A 26373-nucleotide genomic window follows, 5' to 3' on the forward strand; every position below is an offset into this window, starting at 1 on the left:
TGTGTCACTCCTCCTCGTCAGCGGATGCTGCTGACTTGTCCGTGTAGGTATAGATGAAAGCGATGATTCCGCTGACCGAGGCCAGTACCACCGCAGGGGCATTGAGCGTGCTCGATGCCCAGGTCACCAGGGTCGGATTCGTCATGATCAGACCGATGATCTGAGCGAACACGAGAACGAACCCGGTGATGAGAAACAAGCTGAATACGATGACGAACAGCGACCGTATGAGTCGCGAGCTCGCAGTTGTCGGCTGAGTCATGAGAGTTCTCCTAACCCTGCATCGGCACTGGGAGAATCCCGATGCCCACCAGAATTGCGATGAGCATTACCGGCAACAGGTAGTAGACGATCAGGGGGACGAATGTCGTTTCGGGTTTTGCCTTGACGATGCCCGAAGCGATGAAGATCGGTGCTGAGGCAGGCGGTGAGGATCCCTCCGTAGACGCCGCAACCAGGACCACGGTGATCGCGAGGACCGGATCGATTCCCACAGCGATCATCGACAACATCGACACCTGGCCGATGGCGGACACTGTGGCCGTCGACGAAAGCGGTCCGGCGATGAGCGCCACCAGAACAACTACGATGGCGACGAGAACCCATTTCGGCAGGTCCAAACCACTGAGAGTGCTCTCAATGTCTCGCGCCAAGCCGAGTTCGGTGAGCACCGAACTGGCAGCAATGGCGAAGAAGAGCAGAACACCGATGGGGGCCAACCGAGGGATCGAACCGGCTATCAGCTCGTAGAGTCCCTGCCTCGTCTTAGGAATCTTCTTCCAACCGATGAGCACCGCAAAGAGAATGATGAGAATAGGGATCCACGTGATGATCGAGATATCGCCCATGGCGTCACCGACCTCTGTCGCATTCTCCAAGAAGGATGCCAGCGGTCCGATGGTGACAGCGATCGGAATCAGCGCTCCGAGGTAGATGAGGATCGGAACACGACCCTGTTTCCAGGCTTGACCTTTCGAGAGCACATCGATGCCATTACCGGCCTTGATGTTGTCCCGCCACACGAAGTAGGTGATCAGCAGAAGACGGTAGAAGACCTGGTAGAGACCGCTGACCAGCAGGGCGAGATAGACCGAGCCTGTCGATGCCAGTCCCCCGGCGAAGCCGAGCATGATGACCATGGACGTGCTCGGAGGAAGGGCGGCACCCATCGCCGAGTTGCCTGCGACAACTGTCGCAGCCCGGGACGGTTTCCACCCCTCCTTGACCATCCACGGCCCGGTGATCGCGCCGGTTGAGGCGGCATTGCCCGAATTCGATCCGGACAGAGCTCCCATGACGCTGGAAGCGAGGGTATCGACAAAGGCGGGTCCACCACGAACCTTGCCGAACACCGAGTTCAGTAGGTCGAGGATCTTCTGCATGATTCCGAGTTGGTCGATCAGATACGTCATGAAGACGAATCCGAGTGCCGCGTAGACGACTTCGTTCTCCGTAGTCGAGGCGATGCCGTCCCACGCGACGGTGAGCGCTTGTGGGCCGGCGAACAGGCAGGTGGCGATAAAGCCGATGATCATGGCTTCACTCATAGAGCGCTTGAAGGCAACGTTCCACACGATCAAAACCGCGATGAACACCAGCAGCGCAATCAACGCAATGGGCATATGTCTCCTTCGTCAAGCCCGATGGTTTGCATCTGGTGCAATTGACATTCGCAGTATGCGATTGCAATGCACTCGATGTACAGTACGTGGCAACGGTCACAAGCGCAAGAGCGAGTGCCGCACAGTAAGTTCCCAACAGCTTTCGCATCACTTCAATGGAGGAATAATGCGCGTATCCATTCTGGGTCTCGGAGAAGCAGGCCGAGTCTTCTCATCAGCGTTCGCGACAGCCGGGTGGGGTGTCTCTGCCTTTGATCCGGCGGACACCCCGACCCCGAAAAATGTCGCCCGATTCGACTCCGTCGGCCCGGCAGTCGCTGATGCCGACCTCATCCTCAGCCTCACAACTGCACGCTTCGCGGTAGGCGCCGCAGCGGATGCGGGTTCGCACCTGAAGGACGATGCGGTCTTCATTGACCTCAACGCCGCATCGCCTGGGTGTAAGCGCGAGGTCGCCACGGCCCTGGGCAACGAGACTCAGCTAGTCGACGGTGCCGTCCTCGGCTCTGTGATGAAGTTCGGCCCGAACGTCACAGTGCTCCTCGCCGGCCCGCGGGCACAGTCGGGCGCATCCCTCCTGTCTCAGATCGGCGCTAAGACAGTTGTGATCAGTGAGGAGATCGGCTCAGCATCGCAGCGGAAGCTGGTCCGCAGCGTCTTCGTCAAGAGCCTCGCCGCATTGATCGCAGAGTCAATGGATGCTGCACGGGCCTTCGACGGCGAGCAGTGGATGAAGGAACAGATCGCGGAATGGCTCAACGACGGTGATTCCACCATCAATCGCCTCGACCACACGACACGGTTGCACGCTGGCAGGCGCAGCCATGAACTCGAGGACAGTCTCGGCGTACTCGCAGAGCTCGGCGTCTCCTCCACCGTTACAGAAGGTGCCTTGGCTACTCACCTGCGGTACGCGCGGTCGAAGGCAGACGATCTTGCGGCCGCCCTGGCCGAGGTTCCGACTCCAGCATTGGGCGATGCTAATGAACGTCGCGGACTCATGCACTCCGCGATCAAACCAGTCTGGGCATCTCCGCGGATCGCCGGACGCGCGTTCACAATTGAAACGAGAGCTGGCGACAACAAGGCGATCCATGACGCGATTGCCGACATCCGTCCGGGCGCTGTCGTCGTCATCGACGGTCGTGCAGAGACGGAACGTGCTCTGATCGGTGACCTGATCGCCGAGCGCCTTCGTGACGCCGGCGCCGTCGGAGTCGTACTCGACGCCGCAGTTCGCGATGTCAGCGGAATTGCCGAACTCGACTTTCCGACATTCGCTCGGGCAGTGACACCGGCGGGGCCATATCGTCATGGCCCCGGACGCCATCAGGTCCCGATCTCCATTGGAGAAGTGGTGTGCCACCCGGGTGATTACATCGTCGCCGATGAGGACGGGGTCATGGTTCTACCAGGATTGCAGGCCGAGTCGATCCTCAAAGGAGGTCTGGCCAAACTCGAGGCAGAGGCCAAGCAGAGCGCTGCCCACCGACGCGCTGTTCGCGCTAAGGCCGCCGACTGAAAAACCCGGTGCACGCGATCTTCTTGGCAGCAACCTCGTTGATTCTCATCTAGCATTTTCAGGCGAGACGTGGAGTGAAGCTGACCATGGCCCCGCCTCATTCCCCAGGGTCCGCAGGTCGAATCACCTCAAACTGACCACCTGCGGAAGATCGGACTGACTACTTGTAGAAGCCTTCGCGCAGGTCGATGCCGTATTCGACCCAGGCTTTCAAAGCGGCGAGCATGCCGGTCCAGCCCATGCAGTTGCCGAAGGCACCCTCTGCGCCCCCGATGGTCGTCTGCCACGACTTCTCGGTCACCGTGACAAGAGTCCGCGCTCCGTCATCGACAGGAGAGAACTCGAAGGTCGTCGTCGTGGACTTCGCCGTGGCATGCTCCGTACCTTCCCACGCGATGACGATCTTCTCGTCCTGAACGGATTCGAGGACCTCAACCGGGAACCGACCGGGGAAATCGGCGAAGTCCCAGGTCACCTCGGCGCCGGACTCCAAACGTCCGCGCGCACCGCCTGTGGTGAAGTACTTCGAGAGCTGCGCTGGATCAGCCACTGCCTCGAAGGTCTCGTGCGGGGTCTTCGAGATGTAGCCCATGACGGTGAAAGACAGTTCTTCCAGCTGTGCATCTTTGGTGCTCTGCTCATCATTCATGTGATATTTTTATCACATGTCGCCTGCAAATGGAATGGCTTCCCCTGTTGATGAGGACGAACGCGATGATGCGGTGTTCAAAGCGCTGGCCAATTCCACCCGTCGCAGGATCCTCGACATGCTGCGCGACGAGCCCCGCACCACAGGAGAGGTCTGCGCCGCCTTCTCCGATCTCGATCGCACGACGGTCCTCCAACACATCCGTGTCCTGGAGCGAGCGGAGCTGATCGGAGGGCGTCGCGTCGGCAGGACCCGCCAGCTGGCGCTGGCTCCCTTACCGATCAAGCGCATCCACGATCGCTGGATCGGCGAATACACGCGGGCCGCTGTGGGGCTGCTGGCTGATCTGGATACCCAAGCTGGCTCCACAATGGAGTCACAGTGAGCGGCTCCGGCAGCTAGCCTGAGCGGCGCAGCGTTCGCAGAATCCAGGACACCACACCGCTGAGAAGCAGCAGCAATGCGCAGAGTAGGAATGTCGCTGTATCGCCGAGGTAGGTGAAGCCGAGACCTCCGAGAACTCCGGCAATGGCCAATCCGATATCGAAATTCATGTTCCAGGCGACGCTGGCCTTCGCCGGGGTGCTGACGTTGGAAAACGCCATCACCAGGCTCGCCGATTGCAGTGTGCCCAAACCCAGGCCGATGATCATCATCGCCAGGAAGAGCATCCCGCCGAACACCATGACGGCGACGACCAGTCCGATGACAGCCATGGCAAGGCCCAGCAGATTGAGCGCAAACGGGGAGAATCGGTCTGCGATGGCACCGGCGGCGAACCGTCCGACCACGGCCGACACCTGCATTGCGCCGATGTACAGAGCAGCTCCAGCGACGTCCTCGCCCGGTCCGAATCCGATGATCAGACCGAAGACGACCATACCGATGAGGAACGGGCAGAGCATGATGACCAGGTACAGGATTTCACCGAGGCTTCGACCTGCCCTGCGCCGTGACCTGCGCTCTCTCGTTCCGCTGCGAACTGTCGCCCCGGAATCGTTCGTCGAAGTCTTCGCCGGTCTGGGTTCTCGGCCCGGCAGGAATCTCACGACGGTCGGCACCGCCAGGAGCAGCGAAAAGCACACAATCATTCTGAAGGTCCAGACGGGGATCGTGCCGACCAGCCACAGTCCGAATGGGGCTCCGACGGCAGAGGCCAATGAAGTGATTCCGCCGAAGAAGCCAAGGGCCTTGCCGATGCGGCCAGGAGACGTCGTGGACGGCACCGCGGCATTGGCCAGAACCACGAAGAGTCCGAAGCCCACTCCCCCGCACAGTCCGGCCAACACCAGGCCGAGCAGCGGTGCGGGTACGGTCAGACCGAGGACCTGTCCCAGCAGCTGCAGACCCAGCGCAAAGAACAATGCGCCCTTGAGACCAAGTTCTCTGCCTACCCACGGCGCGAAGGGCTGAGCGACGATGACGCCGACCATCATCGTCGTCAGAACCGAACCGCCGGTGACCGTCGAAAGTCCGTTGACGGCCGCGATCGATACCATCGTCGAATAGCTGAAGAAGAACGCCGAAAATCCGAACATCGCAGTCCACACAAGGCCCAGCAGCGCTGGGGTGAACGTCGAACCGTCAGACTTCTCGGAGCTCATGATTTGACCATACGGCACCGGGTGGCCGGGGCCGAAGTCCGGGCGCCTCCGGCCCAAGCCCCGGTGCCGCGTTCCGGAATCAGGTGCCAGGTATCCAATCAGGTGTCAGGTATAAGGTGTCTCAATCCGAGGTGTGCGGCCTTTCGATCTCAGCATCGAGTTCCGCGCCGAAGATCAGAGCCAGATTCACCATCCACAGCCACGCGAACCCGACGATCACACCACCGATGGCACCGTAGGCGGCGTTGTAGTTGTCGAAATTGTTGATGTAGAGGACGAATCCCAGTGAGACCACGATCAGGGTGATCAGCGCGATGAATGCCCCGATGCTCGACCAGCGGAACTTCGACTTCTTCACGTTCGGAGTCGCATAGTAGAGAAGAGCAATTGCGAGCATGACGAAGAAGATCACCACCGGCCACCTGGCGATGTTCCAGATCATCACCGCCACCGGGCCCAAACCGACAAGCCTGCCGATGGATTCCGCGATGGGTCCCGAGACTACAAGCAGCAGGCCGAGCCCGGCCATGAGCAGCAACAGAACCAATGTGATGAGCAGCATCATCGGTTTGAGCTTCCAGAGCGGCCGCGTCTCCTCAACCGCATAGGCTCTGTTCGCCGCGCGGCCGAAGGCACCGACGTATTTCGATGATGACCAGATCGCGACGCCGACGCTGACGATAAGGGTGAGACCGGCAGCCGGTGTCGACGCCAGCTCGGTGACGATCGGACGGATCGCCTCGGCTGCCTCGGTCGACAGATCAGAGGCCAGGCCCAGAACCGCCTCGGTGGTGGACTTCGCCTCACCGAAGACGCCGAGCATCGACACGAGCGCCAGCGTGGCTGGGGCCATCGACAGCAGTGCGTAGAACGCCAAGCCCGCCGCCAGATCAAGTCCCTGATCACTGAACATGTGCCGGATCGTATTGGTGAAGATCCCGTTCCTGCCTCGCGCCAGCGTGTGCGCTCGACCTCTCACTCGATCTCTCAATGCTCGTTCCTCGCCGGCTGAGACATCCGTTTCAGTCAACGGCGGCCTCACCGCGGGTGTCTCGACGCGAGTTACGGGTGGCTCGGCAAGAGAGGGAATCTTTTCGGCCATGACTTTCTCCTGCCGCGGGGACGGACTGCTGGATGCTCTGCAATACGTTGACATCGTAGTCGTTCTCAGCGTCTGCTCAGCCCCGCCATGCCGTCCCAAATGTCCCCCTCACCACCGACTCCCCCGCCAGGTCGATGACTTCAGAACCGTGGACGAGGACGCGGCGAGGTCCGCGAGCTCGGGTGAAGATACATCGTCAGAAGTTCATCTTCCGTCTAGTGCCCCTCTGTACAATCACGGAATGAACTCCTCTACCGAAACCCATTCCAGCGGCGTCATTGACACGGCCTTCGTACTGCGGTTCGAGCCTCAGTACATGGTCACGGATGCCGAGGCGGAGATCTTCGATTCCATTGGGCCCAAGGTCGTCAAGCGCGAGTCGTACAAGCGCAAGCATTTCCTCAAGGTCGCCGAGTGGAAGGCCGTCGCCGCTCAGGCGACATTTGAGGGTCTCGACTCCGATGACATCGAGTATGTGACCGCAGTGGCCCTCGACGAGGACACACCCAACCACCTGCGGCTGCCGTTCCTCAAGGTTCTGCCGGGTGTCGGCGGACCGCTCGCGAGCACTCTGCTCACCGTGTATGACCCGAAGAAATTCACCATCATGGACTCGCGCGCCACGGGTGTCCTCCACGAATACGGTCTGCTTGAATCGCCCAACCCCAATCACACTGACTACCAGACCTATCGGAAACTGGTGAAGTCACTGGCCAAGGGCGCCAACTGCGCACCGCTCGATCTGTACCGGGCGCTCATCGCTTACTCGCGACAGCCCAACGACTGAGTCCAGGCAACGGCTGGCACAAGGTGCGCTGCTGTCAGTCACGCTGCAGTCAGTCACGCCGCTGTCAGCGCCCCGGACAATCAGAGTCACCGCCGTCAGCGCGCCTGACCCCAATCGGCCATGTGCCACATGCGCGATACCGCGCGGAAAATCAGGTACCCCACCAACAGCGGCCAGACAGGGACGAAGAACCCCATCCGCGCCGCATCTCGGCGATCGCGCCATGATCGTCCATAGTCAGCTTTGGACAACAGCAGGATGATGATGAACACGGCCACTCCCGCATAGGCGATCATGGCGATGGCGAGGGCTTGGATCATGAGTTCTCCCGTATGCTGCGCCGCGCCAGGCTCCCGCTCGCCCTCACCAGTCGTCCTCTTCCATCAGTGCACGCAACTCCATAGCCATCTCCCAAGACGCTCTCCTGACAACCGGCTCGCCCGGTGCTTGAGGATGGCCGGGCTGCACACCGACATCCTCAGCGAAGGTGGTCCGTCTCCACCCTCGGTCAGTCCCTTCTGAAAGACCGCATCCCAGTCGATCGGGTGCGATTCAGACTCGGGTCGGCACGTAACATTGTGCCGAGTTTCGAAGGTTGGTCAGATCACAATCGATCTTTACTGTACCCGGAAGTTACGCGATTGTAATCCCCCAAAATCGACTTGCCCCAAAGTCGCTTTCGGGGTGGCTTCCTGGCAGGGTTGCCTGCTAAGATTGAAGTTTTGATTACCGGAGCGCCCGCCACGAGCGACAGCCCACTCACCCCGCCAGATCGGCGATCTCACTGAGTTCGTGCTGCCACTGGCTGATATCTGCAGCGAGCTTCGCGGGGTTGAGGCTGTTGCGGTAGGTGATCAGCTCGGCCTCCTGAACAGGTGACATGATGCCCGCGACGCTCAAACGGTGCAGCGGCGTCGCAGGGTCGTCGTAGATCCGCTTGCGGTGACCGGCCGAGTCCCTGACCCAGGCGACGGGTTTCCGGATCGGCGTGAAGAAATTCAACCGATCATTGACTGCCCTCCACAGTTGATTGAGCGCCCACCTGGCCTCCTCGGTGTCATAGCGATTGACGAACCCGTACTCGTGGACCAGGTGCTGATGCTTCGAAGCCTCCGGCAGTCGGTCTCGCCGATGATCCTTCGACACGGGGCTGTAGTGGATATCAAGTGCCTGCGCCCACGAGGCGACCGCTTCATGGACCCTCTCACATGCGTTGCTCAATTCGACGGCGTTGACCCAGAAGGGAATGCCCGTGATTTCGTCGAGCGACCACTGCAGAGTGTCGGCGACGAGGTCAGGAGCGTTGTCTGCAAGGCTTCGAGTGAACACCCACCCAGTGTGCAGGCACGTAGCGTTGAGGGTGAATACGGAACCCTTGCTGAGGGCTGGACCCGTGTGGGCAACGGTATCGGCCATGAAGAAGCCAGGTTCATTCTCATTCTCCCCGCCGGCGAAGTCGAGGAATTCGGCACTGGGCGCGTGAGAGCGCCTCGTTGACACATTGCGAGTCGCAAAGTCACAGGTTCGGGCACACTGCAGGTAACGGTCGATCGAGGCCGGGCTGACGGACAGCAGCTCTTCTCGCACTCCCCGGCTGTATCCATCCACACCGTCTGTCAGCGAACCGTGACGCTCCAAAGCATCGAGCAGCACAGGCATGGCGGCGGCCAGATACTTTCCACTCTGCCGACCGGACCAATCCCAGACTTGCTCCAATGCAGCCCTGGCCTCGTCGGAATATTTGCCCTCTCTGCGACGCGGCCTGTCAGCTTCGTCCAGCAACGGCTTCTGCCCTCGTGCCAACTGCGCCAGGAGCCTGCGGACATGGTCCCGTGACCACCCAGTCATGACGACGATCTCGTCGAGAATCCAGCCTTTGTCCTGTTTCCGAGCTGATCTGTAGCGATCCAGATAATCGTTGACAATCATTCCGCGCTGTCTCCTCGAACCAGAATGAGGAGCGAATTGCGTATGCATGAATTCCTCTGTTCCTCCATTTTCGTCACGGCTTCGCTGCCGCGTTCAGCTCATTACGTATTCAGACCTCCGATGCTATTGTTTGATTAGGCAGGAGGTCTTCCTAAATCCAGGGAGACAACAGAAAATGTCACAAACAGCAGCGCGGCTACTCGGATTACTGTCATTGCTGATGGTTCCTCGCACTTGGTCCGGCACAGAGTTGGCGGAGCGCCTCAACGTCAGCTCACGCACGGTCCGCAACGACATCGGCACATTGCGCGACCTCGGCTATCCTGTCGAGGGCACCCGCGGCGGGGAGGGCGGATACCGTCTGGGATCCGGCGGATCGGCTGTGCCGCCGCTGTTGCTCAACCCTGACGAGGCCGTCGCCGTTGCTGTGGGCCTGCACTCCGGCCTGAGCTGCATCATCGGCGGAATGGAAGAGACTTCGGCGCAGGCTCTGGCGAAGCTCGAGCAGATACTGCCCGCCAGCGTGCGCAACCGTGTGAAGAACCTAGCCCATTTCACAGTCCCGCTGGCCGGCAACCATCCGATGCCGATCGTCGACCCGAATCTGCTGACCCTGATCATCGAGCACTGCCACAGTCACGAGAGGTTCAGATTCACCTACACCTCCGAGACCGGCGCCTCTTCGGATCCAGGAGGCACACCATCGAATAGGGAGCGCGGCGGGGAGTTCGAGGTGGAGCCCTACCGGCTAGTGAACCATCAGCATCGCTGGTTTCTCCTGACGTTCGACCCGGGGGAAGAAGCATGGACGATCTTCCGGGTCGAACACATCGTGCCCAAACTGCCCGGAGGTCGACGCTTCGAGCCCCGGGCCCTCCCGGCCGAAGACATCGGCGCCTACGTCGAGCGCAACGTCTCGGCCAGCAGGTGGAAACACGCGGCCACAGTCACCGTCGACGCTGCGGCATCCGAGGTCATGACAATGCTGATGCCGGCCGAAGGCACAGTCAAAGCCCTCGACGAACAACGCTCGTCGGTGAAGATCGGGGCGGAGACTGTCAGCACCATGGCGCTGACTCTGGCCAGGCTCGACGTCGAGTTCGTCGTCGAGGACTCACCGGAGCTCATTGCGGAGCTCCGTGCACTCTCGAATCGACTGCTGCGTGCGACGACGCAGGCAGGACCAGGTGCTGAGCACCGTCCCACCTCGATATAACCTGCCGCTGGCGGCTGAGTCCAACACAGAACGGTCCTCACCCGACATGGCCGTGAAATCCATATTGTCACGCGGCCTTTCGCGGGCATGACTGGTGAGTCTTGTCCTTTCCTTGTCTCCTGCAATCGTCGAACTGTAGCTTTCTTAGCAATCGCCGAAGCAGCACCGCGACTATTCCGAGAAATCATTGTGGTCACATTCCACCACGGTTCTCTTTTCCCGAGGCATAGATCCATTTAAATGTCTGCGGACGAATTCAATCAGAACCCAATCACATCTGAACAATCGCATTCGACATTCGTTTGGAGAATACACATGCGCTCACCGAATTGGCGGACCCCCTCGGCCGTCATGGCCGCCGCCTGCATTCTGGGAACCACCCTGCACCCTGGCTCTGCCGCTGCTGCCGACTACGCAGACGGAGTACCGACGATCGTCGACGTCAGTCCGCGGGCACTCGCCACCACCGACTTCATCACCGACAACGAAGCGGTGACCATCACTGCCACCGGCTTCCTTCCAGGTGAGGAAGTGCGGCTCAACATCGCATCCACGCCGAGGGGCATCGAAGCTATCCACGACAGAAGACGAGCCCGAGCCGATGGAACGGTGACGTTTCCAATCGGCGGCCCGCCCGGCCGACCGCTCAACACCTACGCGGGCGGCTACCAGGCTGAGATCACGTCGGAGCAGAGCATGGACGAAGAGCAGTTGAGCGAGTCGTTCTCGGTCCTGCCGGTCATTCCCGCCGGCGATACAGACGCCGGTACCGGCACCGGCGGGGCCACGACCCCGGCGGGAAGCATCGGATCTCAGGCGAGGAACGGTCTTCAGGTCCCACCGAGCCCGGGATTCTCGGTCTTCGGCATCGGCCTGAGCATGCTCACCCTCGTCTTCGCTTCAGCGGCGACCGTCGTCGTGGCACGAAGGTCACCGAATTCGACGAGCGATGACTGACAGTGAGGACAGACAGCACATGACTCTGCCCGAGCAGATGATCCGAGCCGAACTCTTCAATTCACGGATCACGCGAACCAACGCCATCTACGCCCGCTACTACGGCCCGCTGTGCCTGCTGGTCATCGCGCTGACGTTCTTCCCCTACTACGAGTCGGAACCAGACAGCTCGATCATCTACGGAAACCTGTGGCAGGAGGTGGTGCGACTCGGACCTGGCTACGACCTGATGGCGCTGCTGGTCCTCCTCCTGACAGCGCTGCTGCTGGTCTTCGCGGCAATGGGAAAACTGTCGACGAGCGGTCTGATCGCAATCCTGGTGGGCTCAACCGTCATCGGTTCCACCTTGCTGCAGTCCCCTGGCTATGTTGACCCTCCGACTTACACGGCTTTCGGTGTCGTCGACATCGTCGTCAGCTTCCTCACCGCCGGCCTGGTGCTGGGGCACGCCGTCCACCTGTTCGTCCTCGAACTGGCGTTCCAACGCGGGGGCGTCTGAGCCTCACCGCGTGGGCGTCATCGCATCAGCCTCACTGCGTGAGCAGGCCCCGTGCTTCCAACGCGGGAATGACCTGCAGACGGGTCAGTGGAGCGAACTGACGCTCAGCAGTGTCGACTGGCATCGGGGCGTAGGAAAACCACGCGGCCTCAGCGATTTCGGCCTGATGGTTGATGCGATCGACATCGAGTTCTGCAGGCAGTCCCTGATAGCAGAACACGTCCCCGATCACTCGGTGGTCGGCTTCATTGGCCGCGTCCGCGGCGAAGGTGCCCAGCGGGGAGAGGCGGCCGGCCTCCAGCGCCAGGCCCAGTTCTTCGCTGATCTCCCTGATAATCGTCGCCTCGGCGCTCTCACCGGCTTCGGGTTTGCCGCCGGGGAGCATGAACGACGTCGTGCCTTCTTTGCGAACCATGAGCAGAAGAGGTTCGAGCGGGTGCAGCAGGACGAGCGCGCTGACTCGGATATCGTTCATTCCAGCCTTTCGCCAATCATTCGTCAGCCTTACAGCCAGTCATTCCAAACTCCGGAGACCCCTCGGCGATGGGATCCGAGGACGTGCGTGTCAACCATACCGACCGCCTCCATGAGCGCAAACATGGTGGTCGGTCCCACGAACCGGAACCCCTTCTTCTTCAGCGCCTTCGACAGCGCCAGAGACTCGGGGCTCGTGGTGGGGACCTCGCTCAGCGCGCGGGGACGCGGGGTGGTCTCCGGCTGGAAGCTCCAGATGAAGTCGCCGAGGCCACCTTCCTCGCGCAGCGCCAATGTTGCTTTGGCGTTTCCGATGCAGGCTTCGATCTTGCCGCGATGGCGGATGATTCCTGCATCGGCGAGCAGGGATTCGATCTCGGGCTCACCGAACTTCGCGACCACCTCGGCGTCGAAGTCTTTGAATACCTGTCGGAAGCGTTCACGCTTCTTCAGAATCGTCAGCCACGACAATCCGGCTTGGAATCCTTCGAGGCTCATTCGTTCGAACATCCCGGATTCCTCCCGAACGGGCATACCCCATTCGGTGTCGTAGTACCTGCGCAGCAGCGGGTCACCATAGGCCCACGGCGTTCGGGCGAGCCCGTCCTCGCCTACCACCGCACCATCGGCGGCTGTTCCATCGCCGGCATTCGTCTGCGTCATCGGTTCCTCTCCACTGCCTCGCCCATCCACACCGTTACGGTACCCCGGCGCACTGACATTGCGTGTCAGTGCCGATGTGTACCCTGATCTCATGAGTCCAGAGCGGGAAGCGGCAATGGTGACGATGATCGGGTTCGGGGCTATCGGGCGACATGTCGCCCGGCTGCTGCATCCGGAGATTTCGAGTGGGCGGCTGAGGCTGACAGCCCTGGTTCGCGACCTCGACAAGCACGTCGAGCATCGTGGCCTGGGAGCCGATCTCATTGAGGTCGAGCATCCTGCGGAACCGCGCTGGGCCGAGCTCACATCCGATGCCGTGGTCGAATGCGCGGGGGTTCCAGCTGCCAAAGCCTATGGTCCGGCCGTGGTGGCCGCTGGCACTCCGATCGTTCTCACCAGCGTCGGAGCCCTCGCGCATCGGCCGACCAGGCAGGCACTTCTGGCCGGTCCGGGCGAGCTGCATGTGACGAATGGGGCGATCGGCGGGCTCGACGTCCTCGAGGCCGCTGCTCAGGCACAGGCCCTCGACGACGTGTCGATCAGGACGGCCAAGGCCCCGGCCGGCCTCATCCAACCGTGGATGGACGCTGAGGAGGTTCGCCGGCTCAATGAGCTGACCCCGGCAGATGGAGCGCAGACCATCTTCACCGGCTCCCCTGCCGAGGCGATCGTGAGGTTCCCGGCCAATGTCAACATCACCGTCGCGCTTGCCTGGGCGACGCGTGGGCTCGGATTCGACGCAGCCGACGATGACGAGCTGATGGAGGAGGCCCTGCACCGGACACAGGTGGAGATCCGGGCTGATCCCAGTCAGGTGGACTCACACCACGAGATCACCGCGAGCGGATCGGCAGGTGACTTCGCTTTCTCGATCTCGTCGACACCGAGCCCGGAGAATCCGGCAACCAGCGGTCTCACCGCGCTCTCGGTCGCTCGGACCCTGCGGACATGTATGGAGGGCCTCGGCCGTCGCTGACCGTGTTTGCCAGGTCACAAGACAACTGCCCCGAGACAGACAGCTGTCCCCGGCACGGCCGTCAACCTCGAGGGCAGACGGCTGGACCGGGGACAGCGTGCAGACGATGTCAGTCGTCGGGGTGAGCGATGTTCTCCTGCATCTGCAGGAACTCCACGTGACGACCGTACTTATCGAGGATGTCGTCGATGAGCTGTTCCTTCGAGTAGCCCATGACGTCGTATCCCTGACCGGTCCCACCGTCGAGGTAGACCTCCATCCGGAAGTAGTCTTCGGTTCCGCGCGGGATGTGTCCGCCGAACGAAGGAACACTGACCTTGTGCGGCCAGATCTGGTAGCGGAACGGGTATTCGCCCTTGCCGTCGACTTCGAGTTGGATGAGCTCACCGTCTTCGACGAACACCCCTTCTGTGTCGACTCGACCGCAGTGGGCGTCGACTCCGCGCTCGACCATCTCTGCCACGACTTCTTCGAAGGTGGGCAGCAGGACGTCGCGTTCGAAATCGCGTGCCTTGCTCCCGCTGGGGAAGGACAGGACTCGACCGAGCTGACGTTGCCAAGGCTCATGACCGTCGACTGTGCGCGAGCGTCTTGCCAGGGAACCGGGCAGACTCTGAGAGACGCTGTCGACCCGGTGTGCCTCGACCCGCAGCGCCTTGTACAGACCGACCATCACGAGGATGACGACGAAGGCGAACGGCAGACCCATCACGACGGTTGCGTTCTGCAATGCCCCGACACCGCCGACGATGAGCATAGCAATCGTCAGCGCACCGGTGGCCAGAGCCCAGAAGATGCGCAATCCCGGCCGGCCGTCGTCCTGCGGGGTCGGCAGGCGCGATGAGAGGTTGGCCATGACGAGTGCAGCGGAGTCGGCCGTGGTGACGTAGAACAGCAGCGCGGTGATCGTCGCAAGTGCGGCGACGACGAAGAATCCCGGGTAGTTCGAGAGCAGCTCGTAGAACCCGCCCTCGGGGTTGACCATCGTCTTCTCACCGAACTCCTTGTCGCCGTTGCGGATGAGGTCGAGGGCGGAATTTCCGTAGATCGAGATCCACATGAAGATGTAGATGAACGGGATCGTCAGGGTGCCGAGGACGAACTGACGGATCGTGCGGCCGCGCGAGATACGGGCAAGGAACAGACCGACGAATGACGCGAAGGCGATCCACCAAGCCCAGAAGAACAGCGTCCAGTCGGTCATCCACGTTCCGGTGTCTTCGAAGGCGAACGTCTGTCCCGCCATGTTCGGGAACATCCGCACGAAGTCGAAGACGTTGAGGACGAAGGCGTTGAGCAGGAATTTTGTGTTGCCTGCGACCAGGACCCAGAGGCTGAGTGCCACCGCCAGGAAGACATTGAGGATCGAGAGGAACTTGATGCCTTTGTCGACGCCGGAGACGGCCGAGAGCGTTGCAACAGCGACACCGACGACGACGATGCCGATCTGAGAGCCCACACCGATGGGGAGGCCGAAGACCGTGTTGAGACCGACGTTGACCATGACCACGCCGATACCCAAGGAGGTGGCCACACCGAAGACGGTGCCCAGAAGCGCTGCGAAGTCAACGGTGTCGCCCAGTCCGCCGTGGACGCGTTTGCCGAAGAGCGGGGCGAGCGCGGAGCGGATCGCCAAAGGCATATTCATCCGGTAGGCGAAGTAGGCCAGCGCGATGCCCATGAGGGCATAGAGCCCCCAGCCGCTGATGCCGTAGTGGAACAGGGTCCAGACGGTGGCCTCACGGGCAGCCTCGACTGTTTCGGGTTCCGTGCTCGGTGGTGCCAGATATTGGGTGACTGGTTCAGCCACGGCGAAGAACATGAGGTCGGTGCTGATGCCTGCGGCGAAGAGCATCGAGGCCCAGGCCAGCAGCCCGTATTCGGGTTTCGAGTGCTCGGGGCCCAGCTTCGTGTTTCCGTATTTGGACGCGGCGAGGTAGATGACGAAGACGAGGACGGCGGCCACGAGAAGGACGTAGAACCAACCGAACCAGTCCGAAGTCCAGCCGACGACGGCACCGAGAACAGCCTCGGCGTTGGCCGGAGCGAAGAAGGCCCAGAGTGTGATGGCCAGAGTGCCGAGGGCCGCAGCGATGAAGACCGGCTTGTTCACCGGTGGCAGAGCCTTCTTCACACCGCCCTTCGGCGATTTGGCGGGTTTGTCCACTGTGGCTGTCATCGGCTCACTCCTTCAGCGGACGACTTCGCGTCCACATCGATTTCCCTGTTTCTGCACACCGGACTCCCGGTGAAGACCAACCATGCAGGCTACCATATCGTAACCGTCGGTAACCGGATAGAGGGCAAACTGTGACCTCACCAGGCACCTTGTGGCCATCACAGCGTCGGGTCGCCTCTTCGCTCATTCCCCTTCGAATCCGCCTCGGCTCACAGGGAGACGAGGAACAGAGCCAGAGCCATAACGACCCCGGATCCGAGGAAGGTCACCGAGGTATAGCCGAGGATGTCACGCATCTTCAGCCCCGCGATGGCCAGCACCGGCAGAGCCCAGAATGGCTGCAGCATGTTCGTCCACTGATCACCGTAGGACACCGCCATGATCGCGATCGACGGGTCGACTCCCAACTGGTTGGCGGCGTCGAGCATGATCGGCCCCTGGACTGCGAACTGTCCGCCGCCCGAGGGGACGAAGAAGTTGACCAGTCCTGCCGAGAGCAGTGCGAGGACGCCGAATGTCGAAGGGTTCGCGATCGAGACCAGAGCGTCGGAGAACACGGCGATGAGGCCAGTGCCGGACATGATGCCCAGGATTCCCGCGTAGAGGGGGAACTGGAGCAGGATCTCGCCGACGTTCGAGGCTGCTTCCTTTGTCAGATGGATGAGTTCGAAGGGGTTCTTCACGAGCAGGAAGATGAGCGCGAGGAAGGACCAGTTGACGATGTCGAGGGTCAGTCCCCCGCCCTGGGCGAAGTGGATGATCAGGTAGATCACGAGCGCCAGGCCGACGATGAGAGTGAGGATCCGCGAGGCATCGATGCGGTCGGCTGGTGTGACGACCTTTTCGTCGAAGACCGCCCGCGATTCGGAAGTGATCGACTCGGGCAGTTCGTAGACCGGGGCATCCTTCTTCGGTGCGATGAGGTAGAAGAGGACGGCGCAGACGATGATGACGCCGAGGATGGCGAGCAGATTCCAGGTGGAGAAGATGGTCTCGCTGACGGGCACGACTTCACCGCCCAGCGACTTCGCCAGGAAGGAATCGGGTGTCGCTGCGGTCAGCGGGCCCGATCCCGAGTAGCCCATGTGCCAGACCACGAAGCCCGAGTACCCAGCAGCGACGAGCAGCGGGAAGTGGACCTTGAGGCCGCGGCTGCGCGCCTGAACGGCGATTTCACGCGCCAGCAGGGCACCGACGACGAGGCCGAGGCCCCACGTGATGAGGCTGGCGATCGCGGCGACGAGGAAGACGAAGACATAGGCGAAGGCCGGGCTGCCGGGAACTCGTGCCAGCCATGTCAGCAGCTTCTGCACCGGTCCGGTATTCGCGAGAATGTGGCCCAGCAGCAGGATGAGGCACATCTGGGTCATGAACTCGAGGAGTCCTGCCAGTCCCTCACCCCAGCCGGTGACGACATCGACTGGACTGGCCCCGGTGAGGATGAACGCCAGGACGGCGACGATGAGGGTGAGAACGATGGCGAACGTCAGCGCTGACGGAATCCACTGCTCGAGGAAGCGGTTGATCGGACGCATGAACCCTCGTGAGGCCGCGGCGTTGACCTGGGGCGACGGCTTCGATGCCGACATGAGATCCTCCTGCTGAGAAAAGTATGTGTGTGTCCTCAGCTTACAATCAGAGCGCTGATCGACGATGCGATCAGCGCTCTGAGAGTGGCAGGCGGGTCAGACGACGTGGTGCGTCAGGAATTCAGCCTCAGCTCTTCTTGAACACCAGCTGCTTGTTGACGAACTCGTCCATGGCCAGCGGGCCCAGCTCGCGTCCGACGCCGGAGCGCTTCACACCACCGAAGGGCAGGTATTCACGGCTGCCCTCTGGTGTGTTGAGGAAGATCATGCCGGAGTCGATCTGGGAACCGACTCGCTCTGCCCGCTCCAGGTCGTTGGAGAACACAGCGGCGCCAAGTCCGAACGGGGTGTCATTGGCCATCTCGACAGCCTCTTCCTCGCTGCTGACTCGGTAGACGATGACGGCGGGACCGAAGAGCTCTTCGTAATAGCCGCGCATGCCTTTCTCCACATCGGTAAGGACGACGGGCTCGACGAAGGCGCCGCCACCCTCGTAGCGCTTGCCCCCGGCGAGCAGAGTTGCGCCGTCCTTGACCGTGTCCTGAACCTGCTCGATGAAGCGATCGGCAGCCGCAGTCGACGACAGCGGGGACAGGCGGGAACCTTCAGCACCGGGGGTTTCGGGGGTGAACTTCTTGGCGGCCTCGGTGATCGATGACAGGAACTCGTCGTAGACGTCATCCATGACGATCATGCGCTTGGGCGAATTGCAGGCCTGCCCGGTGTTGCCCATGCGGGTCTTGAAGAAGGTGTTCGCGCTCTTCTCCACATCGGCGGTGTCGAGGAGGATGTAGGGGTCGGATCCGCCGAGCTCGAGGACGACCTTCTTGAGGTTCTTACCGGCTTCGGCGGCCACGGCCGAACCTGCGCGCTCGGAACCGGTCAGGGACACTCCGTGGTTGCGTGGGTCGGGCAGGATGATGTCTGCGACCTGTTCGTTGCTCGCGTAGATGTTGATATAGGCGCCCTCTGGCAGCCCGGCTTCGATGAAGATCTCTTCCATGATCTGAGCCGAACGGGGGCACTGCGGGGCGTGCTTGAGCAGGATCGTGTTGCCCAGGGCGAGGTTGGGCGCTGCGAAGCGTGCGACCTGGTAGTAGGGGAAGTTCCAGGGCATAATGCCCAAGAGGGATCCGACCGGCTTGCGGCGGATCATCGCGGTTCCGTCATCGGGCCCGCGCAGGGGCTCGTCGGCCATGAAGGCTTCGGCGTTATCGGCGAAGTAGCGGTAGATGGCGGAGCTCAGTCCAACCTCGCCCTTGCCTTCGGGGACCGCTTTGCCCATCTCCAACTGGATGACCTTCGCCAGCTCTTCGGCTCGCTCCGCGTAGATTTCGGAGACGCGGACGAGGATCGCGGCGCGGTCGGCCACGGACGTCTGACTCCATTCGGTGAAGGTGGTCGCGGATCGATCGAGTGCGGCCAGGATCTCCGAGTCGGTCGCTGTGGCGAATTCTTCGGCCACTTCACCGGTTGCCGGGTTGGTCACGCGATACATGGTGGACATGTCGAGCCTCATTTCTGCGGGGGTTGTTGACCTCGATCCAGCGGCGTGGAACCGAGTCTCCGGCACCGATCGACGAATGGATCCATCTCCCACGCTATGGCCCAATCACCTCGGCGGCAATTCCCCGTCCCACCCTGTGAGCGCAGGCTCGAGTGTGATCGCTGTTACTGTGTTGCCATGGACAGTGTGACTGAACTCGTAAAGCGCTATTACTCCACCGTCGATGCCGGGGACGCGGGTGCCACCTCGGCGCTCTTCGCGGCCGAAGGTCACTACGATCGGCCCGGATATCCGACCATGATCGGAACACAGATCACCGAGTTCTACCACGGTGAGCGCGTCATCGAATCGGGTGCGCATTCGCTGACTGAGATCCTCATCGACGGCGACCGTGCGTCCAGCCGCGGGGTCTTCACCGGCCGACTCAAGGACGGCACGGAAACCTCCGTGGGCTTCGCTGACTTCTTCCTCTTCGACACCGAAGGCCTCATCGCCGAACGCACCACCTACTTCTACCAAGCCGCGGTCTGAGTTCTTCCAAGCCGCGGTCTGAGTTCTTCCAAGCCGCGGTCAGAGCGTCCCGGCGCAAGCGGACGGACTGTCCGGCCCCAGCCTCGTCCAAACCGGCTAAACCTGAGGCCTGTTCGGCGCCCGGACTTCCTACCGACGGCCCATTACCCTTGGAAAAGCTGCGGCGCAGTCAAATATTCAGGGCAGCCGTGAACCCACCAGGAAAAGAATCGGGTCGCGACATCTCATTGATGGCGAGATGACTTTTACCTGCTGGTCTCGACTCCAGCGTTGGGGTCGTCCGGTGGAATCTCCTCGACTGCCTCGGCTCAAAGACTCGAAGAAGTGTCCTGACTTCCCGCCTATGGCGTCATCTGCCTGATTGGTCAATATGCCTAGCCGCGCACTACGGCCGTGACGACGGCATGCAACTCTTCGAAGGCGGCATTGACTCTCTCCTCGTCTCCCGTGGCGAGAAGATCGACGAGCAGCCCGCGCAGGGAGCCCAGCACCAGGGTCGCCAGAGAAATCGCCCTGGACGTCGGGCATCCGGCGCGGATCAACCCCGTTGCCAAGAGGTCGATCCGGTCGTCCACTGATTGGCGAACAGCCCGACTCACGGCTGTGCCTTCCCTGTACCCGAAGAACGTGATCTCAAGGAACGTGGCCGCGTGCCGCAGGCCGCCGGTTGAACGCGCCCGCTCCCATAGGGAGCGCAGAGGGTCGGGATCGTCACTTGGGATATCCGGGTCGGCAAGTGCGACTCCGAGGATCGTCTCGAGGACTTCGGTGACGAGCTTCTCCTTCGTCCCGAAGTGGTGCAGGAGCGTGGCATGGCTGATACCGGCGACTTCCGCAGCCCGCCTTAGGGAAAGGTCTGCGATTCCGTGGTCGAGGACGTACTTCGTGACTGCCTGCAGCACCTCGCTGCGTCGGTGCTCGAATCGTCGCTTCCGTCCATCTGTTTCTGCCATACCTCAAAGACTAGACACTGACGGAGCCAACAGCTAGATTGATCTACCGTGTGGTAGAGAAACATGACTTGTCGTTTGCCGAAGGAGAACTCGTGAAATCACTACCCAGTCGGACCACATCCACACTGCCGCTGCTAGTGGCGCTGACCCTCAGCATCATACTCACGGGTGCACCCGCTGGCGCAGCAGAGACGTCCTACGAGAATGGGCCGGACCCCACTTCCAGCAGCATCGAAGCAGTGAAAGGTCCATTCGATGTGTCAACGCAGACTGTTTCCTCCTATTCGGTGAGGGATTTCGGCGGGGGCACGATCTACCATCCGGCCAGCAGTGTCGAGGGCGGCTACGGCGCAGTGGCGATCTCGCCCGGGTACACGGCGCGGAAGTCCAGTATCGCCTGGCTCGGATCGCGGCTAGCGTCCCAGGGCTTCGTGGTCTTCACGATCGACACCAAAACCACCAGCGACAGGCCCGCTTCCCGCGGAGATCAGCTGCTCGCATCCCTCGATTACCTCACCGAGAACAGCAGAATCAAGGACCAGGTGGATCCGAACCGTCTCGCAGTCATGGGGCACTCCATGGGTGGCGGCGGCGTCTTCGAAGCAGCAAAAGACCGACCCGAGCTCCAGGGAGCCATCGCCATGACCCCGTGGAACACGAATAAGACTTTCTCAGAGGTCAGCACCCCGACGCTCATCTTCGGGGCACAGGACGACACCGTCGCTCCAGTTTCCAGGCATTCGATTCCTCTTTACAGCGGACTGCCCAGCACCACTCCGCGTACCTACCTCGAGCTGCGCGGCGCCAACCATTTCGCCCCGAACAGATCCAACACCACCATCGCTGCGCAGTCGATCGCCTGGCTCAAGGCATTCCTCGACGAGGATCGGCGCTATGACCAGTTCCTCTGCCCGGGTCCGACGACCGGCATCGACCTGAGTGATGTCCGTACCAGCTGCCCGTTCTGATCGCGCAAAGGCCAGGTGACGATGCACCGATGGCGGCGAATTTCCCCACCGCCATCGCCGGCGCACCGACGGATCCAGTATGCAGTCGACGGACAGGGTGTCTCATTCCTCTTCGTGCGTTCCGCCCTTGTCGCGAGCATCGAGCACCGCACGCTGAGCACGATCACGCGCCTCGGCGCCGGCCGGACTCGGAGTCTGCCCGTAGGCCTGCTCCACTTGGGTATAGACCTCGGTCATCCCCTCATCGCTGAGGTCGAGCGGAAGCTGCCCGATCTCAGCGAACGAGGTCCCGATGTGGTCCATGAACCCGCGGATGCCCTTCTCTCCCCCGCCAAGGTGCATCGCCTCGAACTGCCCCACCGCGGACCAGCGCAGGCCCAATGAATTCTTCATCACCGCGTCGAGGTCGGGCGCCGAGATGACCCCGTTGGACACCAGTGCGATCGCTTCCTTCATCAGCGCGTTCTGCAGGCGGTTGCCGACGAAGCCGCGAACTTCCCGGTTCAGTGCCACGGGTTCACGCCCGCAGCTGCGGTAGAACTCGAGGGCTCGCTCGACAGTCTCGGAGCTGGTCGCCGGGGCCGGTACCACCTCGACGAGCGGCATCAGGTGAGGTGGGTTAAACGGATGACCGACAATGACGCGGGCCGCGACTTCCGGCGGCAGGTGTCGAGCGATCAAAGATGCCGGGATGGTTGATGAAGAGGTCGCAAGGATCGCATCGGTCGGCGCCGCGGCCGCGATCTGGGCGAACAGCTTCGGCTTGGCCCAGGGATCCTCTGGCCCCGATTCCTGCACGAACGAGGCCTGGGCCACCGCAGCCTCGACGGATTCAGCGAGGCTGATCGACCCAAGTTCGGGGGCGAGCATTTCGTGGGCGGCAGCATCGGCACTGACGTCGGCCTGCAACTTCGCGACCACCTCCGCGAGGTCGGGCCTGGGGTCGAAGACCTGGACCTGATAACCCGATCGGGCGAACAGCCAAGCGAATGAACGGCCGATCGTCCCGGCCCCGATGACAGCTGCGCAGAAGCTCATATTGTCAAGGCTATACCTGCCGATTGCTCTTCGACACCACCCGCCGGCACCAGCGCAGACGCGTCAGATATCGATGTTCGGGCGCGTCAAGACGGGTGGTTCGGTGGCACAATGTCACCATGACACCGCGCGAAGGATTGACCACAGTTGACTCGGAGATCATCGCCCTGGCCGAGGATGAGTATGCGGCCGCAGCTGACGCCGCCCGGATCGAGGTTCGCGAGATCCATACCGCTGCCGAGGCCGCCGAAGCCGCCCTCCTGCTCGACGAGGTGTGGAGCGTCGACGAGACGGGCACAAATGTGCTTGAGCCCGGACTCATCGTCGCCTTCGCCCATGCAGGAAACTATGTCTCGGCCGCCTACAGCCTCGACGAACCCGACGAGATGATCGGGGTGACGATCGGCTTCTTCGGCCAGCCGCTGGGAACTCTCATGCACTCACACATCGCTGGGGTGCGGCATCAGATCATCGGCCGCGGCGCCGGTTCGGCGATGAAGCTGCATCAGCGCCTGTGGTGCCTCAACCTCGGCATCACGGAGATGACCTGGACCTTCGATCCGCTGGTGGCACGCAACGCCTACTTCAACTTCCAGCGCCTTGGAGTGGGAATGGTCGAATACCTCGAGGACTTCTACGGGCAGATGCGCGACGGCGTCAATGCCGGTCAGGCCAGCGACCGCATGGTCGTATCGTGGCCGCTCGACAAGCCAGCCAGGGCTACCCTCGCCGAGGCGGACGACGCCTTCGAATGTCTGCGCAGTGATGACAACGGTGAACCGCTGGTTGCCGAAGTGCCTAAGGAAGCCAGTCTGGTCTCCCTCGACATTCCCTCTGACATCGAGACGCTGCGCGGCCAGGATGCCGAGCTCGCCTCACGGTGGCGGAAGGCCCTGCGCGATTCGCTGACCGCGCTCGTCGCCGACGGTTGGGTCCTCGACACCTGCCTCAAGGGCGGAACCTACCTGCTCCACCACCCGTAGAACCGCTCGTACTTCGACAGCCTTACTTCTCTTCCCAATTCTTGCGCAGCAGCTTCTTGTCGAGTTTGCCGACCGAGGTGCGAGGCATCTCCGCAACGACGTTGACCTCGTCTGGCATCTGCCACTTGGCGAAGCGCTCGCTCAGCGTTTCGATGATGGACTCACGGGTCACCTCGGCGCCGTCAGCGGCCACGACATAGGCCACAGGACGCTCATCCCACTTCTCATCGGGGACGCCGATGACGGCGGCTTCCTTGACGTCGGGGCTGTCGAGGATCGCGTTCTCCATATCGATCGAGGAGATCCACTCGCCGCCGGACTTGATGACGTCTTTGAGCCGGTCGGTGATCTTGAGGTAGCCGTGGGCATCGATGACGCCGACGTCACCCGAGCGCCACCAGCCGTCGATGAAGCGGTCGGCATTGTCGGGCAGCTGGAAGTAGGACTCAGTGATCCATGGGCCGCGCATGACGATCTCGCCCACGGATTTCCCGTCGCGGGGCATCTCCTGGCCGGTCGGGTCGACGATCTTGAGATCGACGCCGATGATCGGCAGACCCTGGTAGCGCTTGAGGTCCCACTTCTCCTCTTCGCTTAGGTTCATACCGGACTTGATGCGCCAGTTCGTCGTGGCCAGCGGAGTGGTTTCGGTGGCACCGTACCCGTGGATCACCTCGGCGCCGGTGATCTCCTTGAACCCGCGCATCATCGACAGCGGCGGTTCGGAGGATCCGGAGACGAGGCGGACTCCGCTCAGGTCAGGCGGCTGAGGCATGTTCTTCATCATCGCCAGCATCGGGGTGAAGATCGCAGGCGCACCATTGGCCAGCGTCACCTTCTCTTCGATGAAGGCCTGGCCGATGGCGCCGAACTCTTCGGCCGCGAACTTGCCAGGCAGGACGAGCTTGGCGCCTGCCGCCACCGCATTCTGCGGGAAGCCCCAGGAGAGGACGTGGAACATGGGGGTGATCGGCATGACGCAGTCGTCGAAGGTTGCCTGCAGTGCAGCCAGTCCGCCCATCGTGTGCAGGTAGATCGAGCGGTGGGAGTAGTAGACGCCCTTGGGTCGACCTGTGGTTCCGGTCGTGTAGCCGGCATAGGCGGCGGTCTTCTCGTCGACGACGGGCCAGTCGTAGGTCTCAGGTTTGTCGGCGATGAGGTCTTCGTAGAAGACGACGTTGTCCAGGGATGTCTCGATCTCTGATGCCGGCTTGTCGGTCATGACGACCCAGCCCTTGACGTCGAGCTTCGGGGCGAGTGCCTCGGCGACGTGGAGAAGTGATTCGTCAACGAAGATCCAGTCGGACTTCGAATGGCTGACCACGTAGGCGAGGTCTTCGGGGGCCAGACGCAGGTTGAGCTGGAGCATGGTTGCGGCCACGCCGGGGACCGAGAAGTACAGCTCGAGGTGACGGCGGGAGTTCCAGTCGATGACGCCGACCATGGAGCCTGCGCCCACGCCGAGTTCATCCAGACCGTGTGCCAGCTGGGCCATCCGCTTGTACTCATCGGCGTAGTCGGAGCGGCCCCAGGATCCGTCCGATCGGCGGTAGACGACCTCTGATTCGCCGAAGAAGGTCGCTGCATGGCGGATCAGGGTGGTGGTGTTGAGCTGGTAGCTGTCACCGAGAGTGGATGGAATGCCTGTAAGCATGAGACTCCTTTGGTCATGGTGGTCGTGCTGAGGTGGAGGTGCCGTGCAGATATCCGGACCATTTTCATCGTCAGACTATCCCGGCAAGTGATTCCGCTCACAACTTTCGCCGCAACGTTACCAATTAGAAACGTGTGGGCGTCGAGTTCCGGGCCGTCGGCTATTCGCCGCTGAAGTTCGCTCCGCGCTTCTCAATGAATGCGGCGACTCCTTCGGCGAAGTCCTGACTCGCCCGCAGGTCCGTCTGTCCTTTGAGTTCCCGATCGAATGAATCGTCGAGTTCGGTCAGTGTCGCCGCGTTGATGGCTTCTTTCGAGGCCGCGAAGGCCAGAGGTGCGCCCTGAGCCCACTGTGCCGCAATCTCCTGTGCCTGGCTCAGGTGCTCACCTGCCGGAGTGACCAGACTGGCCAGGCCCCAATCCGCGGCTTCCTTCGCCCACACCTTCTGTGCTGTCAGTGCCATCTTCATGGCCCGATGCCGGCCCGCCGAGGCTGCCACGAGTGCTGTCGCCCCGCCGTCGGGCATGAGCCCGATTTTGGTGAAGGCGAGCATCAGATAGGACTCTTCGCTCATCACGGTGTAATCGCAGGCCAGGGCCAGGGAGCAGCCGATACCCGCAGCCGGGCCGGAGACCGCGGCGATGGTCGGAATCGGCAGATCGATGAGCGATCGGATGATGGCATTGGCCCGATCAAGCCCGAGCCCTCCCCCTTGCACGGACCCCTGCAGGTCGGCGCCTGAGCTGAAGGACCGGTCATTTCCGGTGATGATGAGCGCACGGGCCGTGGTGGCCGCCTCGGCGACGGATTCCCCGACTCCTTCAAGAGTCTCCCTGGTCAGCGCGTTGAGGCTTTCGGGGCGATTGATCGTGACAGTCACGACCCCATCTCGCAGGTCGGTGAGAACACTCGAGGTCAAAGCGACTCCTCTTAGTTGGCGCTGGGTGACTGATCTTTCACCCCAACTTTAA

Annotated in this window: 26 protein-coding genes; 10 read left to right on the forward strand and 16 right to left on the reverse strand. The window is 61.8% G+C overall.

The genetic code is table 11. From position 1 onward, the window contains the following. Positions 1-4: 4 nt before the first annotated feature. Together JTF07_RS04310 and JTF07_RS04315 are read right to left on the reverse strand one after the other, a co-directional pair. Positions 5-262, reverse strand: a complete 258-nt coding sequence (locus JTF07_RS04310; RefSeq protein ID WP_204233047.1) for a hypothetical protein — start codon at positions 260-262, stop codon at positions 5-7. A gap of 10 nt (positions 263-272) precedes the next feature. Next, positions 273-1622: a TRAP transporter large permease subunit gene (locus JTF07_RS04315; RefSeq protein ID WP_204233048.1), complete on the reverse strand. Its 1350-nt coding sequence runs from the start codon at positions 1620-1622 to the stop codon at positions 273-275. 166 nt (positions 1623-1788) lie between these two features. Here JTF07_RS04315 and JTF07_RS04320 point away from each other — a divergent pair, with 166 nt between their 5' ends. Next, positions 1789-3144 carry an RraA family protein gene (locus JTF07_RS04320; RefSeq protein WP_204233049.1) on the forward strand — a complete coding sequence of 452 codons (1356 nt, stop codon included), beginning with the start codon at positions 1789-1791 and terminating at the stop codon, positions 3142-3144. Positions 3145-3304: 160 nt separating this feature from the next. Here the strand turns inward: JTF07_RS04320 and JTF07_RS04325 are convergent, their stop codons facing one another. Then, the gene (locus JTF07_RS04325; RefSeq protein ID WP_204233050.1) at positions 3305-3793 is read right to left on the reverse strand and encodes an SRPBCC domain-containing protein; all 489 of its coding nucleotides are present in this window, start codon (positions 3791-3793) and stop codon (positions 3305-3307) included. 16 nt (positions 3794-3809) lie between these two features. Between JTF07_RS04325 and JTF07_RS04330 the strand changes: the two genes are divergently transcribed. Then, complete coding sequence (locus JTF07_RS04330) at positions 3810-4178, forward strand: ArsR/SmtB family transcription factor (protein WP_252199269.1); 369 nt, start codon at positions 3810-3812, stop codon at positions 4176-4178. Between the two features lie 13 nt (positions 4179-4191). Here the strand turns inward: JTF07_RS04330 and JTF07_RS04335 are convergent, their stop codons facing one another. Beyond that, the gene (locus tag JTF07_RS04335) at positions 4192-5397 is read right to left on the reverse strand and encodes an MFS transporter (RefSeq protein ID WP_204233051.1); all 1206 of its coding nucleotides are present in this window, start codon (positions 5395-5397) and stop codon (positions 4192-4194) included. Positions 5398-5518: 121 nt separating this feature from the next. Continuing rightward, on the reverse strand, positions 5519-6310 hold the full coding sequence (locus JTF07_RS04340) for a YihY/virulence factor BrkB family protein (protein ID WP_252199271.1): 792 nt from the start codon (positions 6308-6310) through the stop codon (positions 5519-5521). A gap of 430 nt (positions 6311-6740) precedes the next feature. Here JTF07_RS04340 and JTF07_RS04345 point away from each other — a divergent pair, with 430 nt between their 5' ends. Continuing rightward, positions 6741-7286: a hypothetical protein gene (locus JTF07_RS04345; protein WP_204233053.1), complete on the forward strand. Its 546-nt coding sequence runs from the start codon at positions 6741-6743 to the stop codon at positions 7284-7286. A 95-nt stretch (positions 7287-7381) separates the two neighbouring features. Here JTF07_RS04345 and JTF07_RS04350 read toward each other — a convergent pair whose 3' ends face one another. Further along, positions 7382-7606 (reverse strand): hypothetical protein, encoded by a 225-nt coding sequence (locus JTF07_RS04350; RefSeq protein WP_204233054.1) that lies wholly within the window; start codon positions 7604-7606, stop codon positions 7382-7384. Between the two features lie 439 nt (positions 7607-8045). Beyond that, positions 8046-9215, reverse strand: a complete 1170-nt coding sequence (locus tag JTF07_RS04355) for an integrase (RefSeq protein WP_204233055.1) — start codon at positions 9213-9215, stop codon at positions 8046-8048. A gap of 175 nt (positions 9216-9390) precedes the next feature. Between JTF07_RS04355 and JTF07_RS04360 the strand changes: the two genes are divergently transcribed. From JTF07_RS04360 to JTF07_RS04370, 3 genes are all read left to right on the forward strand, one after another. After that, a complete protein-coding gene (locus tag JTF07_RS04360; protein ID WP_204233056.1) occupies positions 9391-10431 on the forward strand; it encodes a helix-turn-helix transcriptional regulator in 1041 nt (346 codons plus the stop codon). 315 nt (positions 10432-10746) lie between these two features. Beyond that, positions 10747-11388, forward strand: a complete 642-nt coding sequence (locus JTF07_RS04365; protein ID WP_204233057.1) for a hypothetical protein — start codon at positions 10747-10749, stop codon at positions 11386-11388. 19 nt (positions 11389-11407) lie between these two features. Beyond that, positions 11408-11887, forward strand: a complete 480-nt coding sequence (locus JTF07_RS04370) for a hypothetical protein (protein WP_204233058.1) — start codon at positions 11408-11410, stop codon at positions 11885-11887. A 31-nt stretch (positions 11888-11918) separates the two neighbouring features. Here JTF07_RS04370 and JTF07_RS04375 read toward each other — a convergent pair whose 3' ends face one another. Both JTF07_RS04375 and JTF07_RS04380 read right to left on the reverse strand, forming a co-directional pair. After that, positions 11919-12362: an NUDIX hydrolase gene (locus JTF07_RS04375; protein ID WP_204233059.1), complete on the reverse strand. Its 444-nt coding sequence runs from the start codon at positions 12360-12362 to the stop codon at positions 11919-11921. Positions 12363-12391: 29 nt separating this feature from the next. Next, positions 12392-13024 (reverse strand): DNA-3-methyladenine glycosylase I, encoded by a 633-nt coding sequence (locus JTF07_RS04380; protein WP_204233060.1) that lies wholly within the window; start codon positions 13022-13024, stop codon positions 12392-12394. Positions 13025-13115: 91 nt separating this feature from the next. Between JTF07_RS04380 and JTF07_RS04385 the strand changes: the two genes are divergently transcribed. Continuing rightward, entirely contained in the window at positions 13116-14000 is an 885-nt protein-coding gene (locus JTF07_RS04385) for an aspartate dehydrogenase domain-containing protein (protein ID WP_252199274.1), read from the forward strand. Positions 14001-14109: 109 nt separating this feature from the next. Here JTF07_RS04385 and betT read toward each other — a convergent pair whose 3' ends face one another. The 3 genes from betT to JTF07_RS04400 form a co-directional block, all read right to left on the reverse strand. Next, positions 14110-16179, reverse strand: a complete 2070-nt coding sequence (gene betT, locus JTF07_RS04390; protein ID WP_204233061.1) for a choline BCCT transporter BetT — start codon at positions 16177-16179, stop codon at positions 14110-14112. Between the two features lie 209 nt (positions 16180-16388). After that, positions 16389-17768: a short-chain fatty acid transporter gene (locus JTF07_RS04395; protein WP_204233062.1), complete on the reverse strand. Its 1380-nt coding sequence runs from the start codon at positions 17766-17768 to the stop codon at positions 16389-16391. A 127-nt stretch (positions 17769-17895) separates the two neighbouring features. Continuing rightward, entirely contained in the window at positions 17896-19275 is a 1380-nt protein-coding gene (locus JTF07_RS04400) for an NAD-dependent succinate-semialdehyde dehydrogenase (RefSeq protein WP_204233063.1), read from the reverse strand. A 177-nt stretch (positions 19276-19452) separates the two neighbouring features. On the opposite strand from JTF07_RS04400, the gene JTF07_RS04405 reads away from it, so the two are divergent. Then, a complete protein-coding gene (locus JTF07_RS04405) occupies positions 19453-19806 on the forward strand; it encodes a nuclear transport factor 2 family protein (protein WP_143920515.1) in 354 nt (117 codons plus the stop codon). Between the two features lie 374 nt (positions 19807-20180). Here JTF07_RS04405 and JTF07_RS04410 read toward each other — a convergent pair whose 3' ends face one another. Then, a complete protein-coding gene (locus JTF07_RS04410) occupies positions 20181-20759 on the reverse strand; it encodes a TetR/AcrR family transcriptional regulator (RefSeq protein ID WP_204233064.1) in 579 nt (192 codons plus the stop codon). Positions 20760-20896: 137 nt separating this feature from the next. Between JTF07_RS04410 and JTF07_RS04415 the strand changes: the two genes are divergently transcribed. Next, positions 20897-21727 carry an alpha/beta hydrolase family protein gene (locus tag JTF07_RS04415; protein ID WP_502710960.1) on the forward strand — a complete coding sequence of 277 codons (831 nt, stop codon included), beginning with the start codon at positions 20897-20899 and terminating at the stop codon, positions 21725-21727. 102 nt (positions 21728-21829) lie between these two features. On the opposite strand, the gene JTF07_RS04420 is transcribed toward JTF07_RS04415, so the two are convergent. Next, positions 21830-22765 carry a 3-hydroxyacyl-CoA dehydrogenase NAD-binding domain-containing protein gene (locus tag JTF07_RS04420; RefSeq protein ID WP_204233065.1) on the reverse strand — a complete coding sequence of 312 codons (936 nt, stop codon included), beginning with the start codon at positions 22763-22765 and terminating at the stop codon, positions 21830-21832. A 119-nt stretch (positions 22766-22884) separates the two neighbouring features. Here JTF07_RS04420 and JTF07_RS04425 point away from each other — a divergent pair, with 119 nt between their 5' ends. Then, positions 22885-23748, forward strand: a complete 864-nt coding sequence (locus JTF07_RS04425) for a hypothetical protein (protein ID WP_204233066.1) — start codon at positions 22885-22887, stop codon at positions 23746-23748. 22 nt (positions 23749-23770) lie between these two features. Here the strand turns inward: JTF07_RS04425 and JTF07_RS04430 are convergent, their stop codons facing one another. Next, positions 23771-25402 (reverse strand): long-chain-fatty-acid--CoA ligase, encoded by a 1632-nt coding sequence (locus JTF07_RS04430; RefSeq protein WP_204233067.1) that lies wholly within the window; start codon positions 25400-25402, stop codon positions 23771-23773. A gap of 160 nt (positions 25403-25562) precedes the next feature. Then, a complete protein-coding gene (locus JTF07_RS04435; protein WP_204233068.1) occupies positions 25563-26321 on the reverse strand; it encodes an enoyl-CoA hydratase in 759 nt (252 codons plus the stop codon). Positions 26322-26373 lie beyond the last annotated feature (52 nt).

This window comes from Brevibacterium sp. RIT 803 (genome assembly GCF_016892625.1).
GTDB lineage: Bacteria > Actinomycetota > Actinomycetes > Actinomycetales > Brevibacteriaceae > Brevibacterium.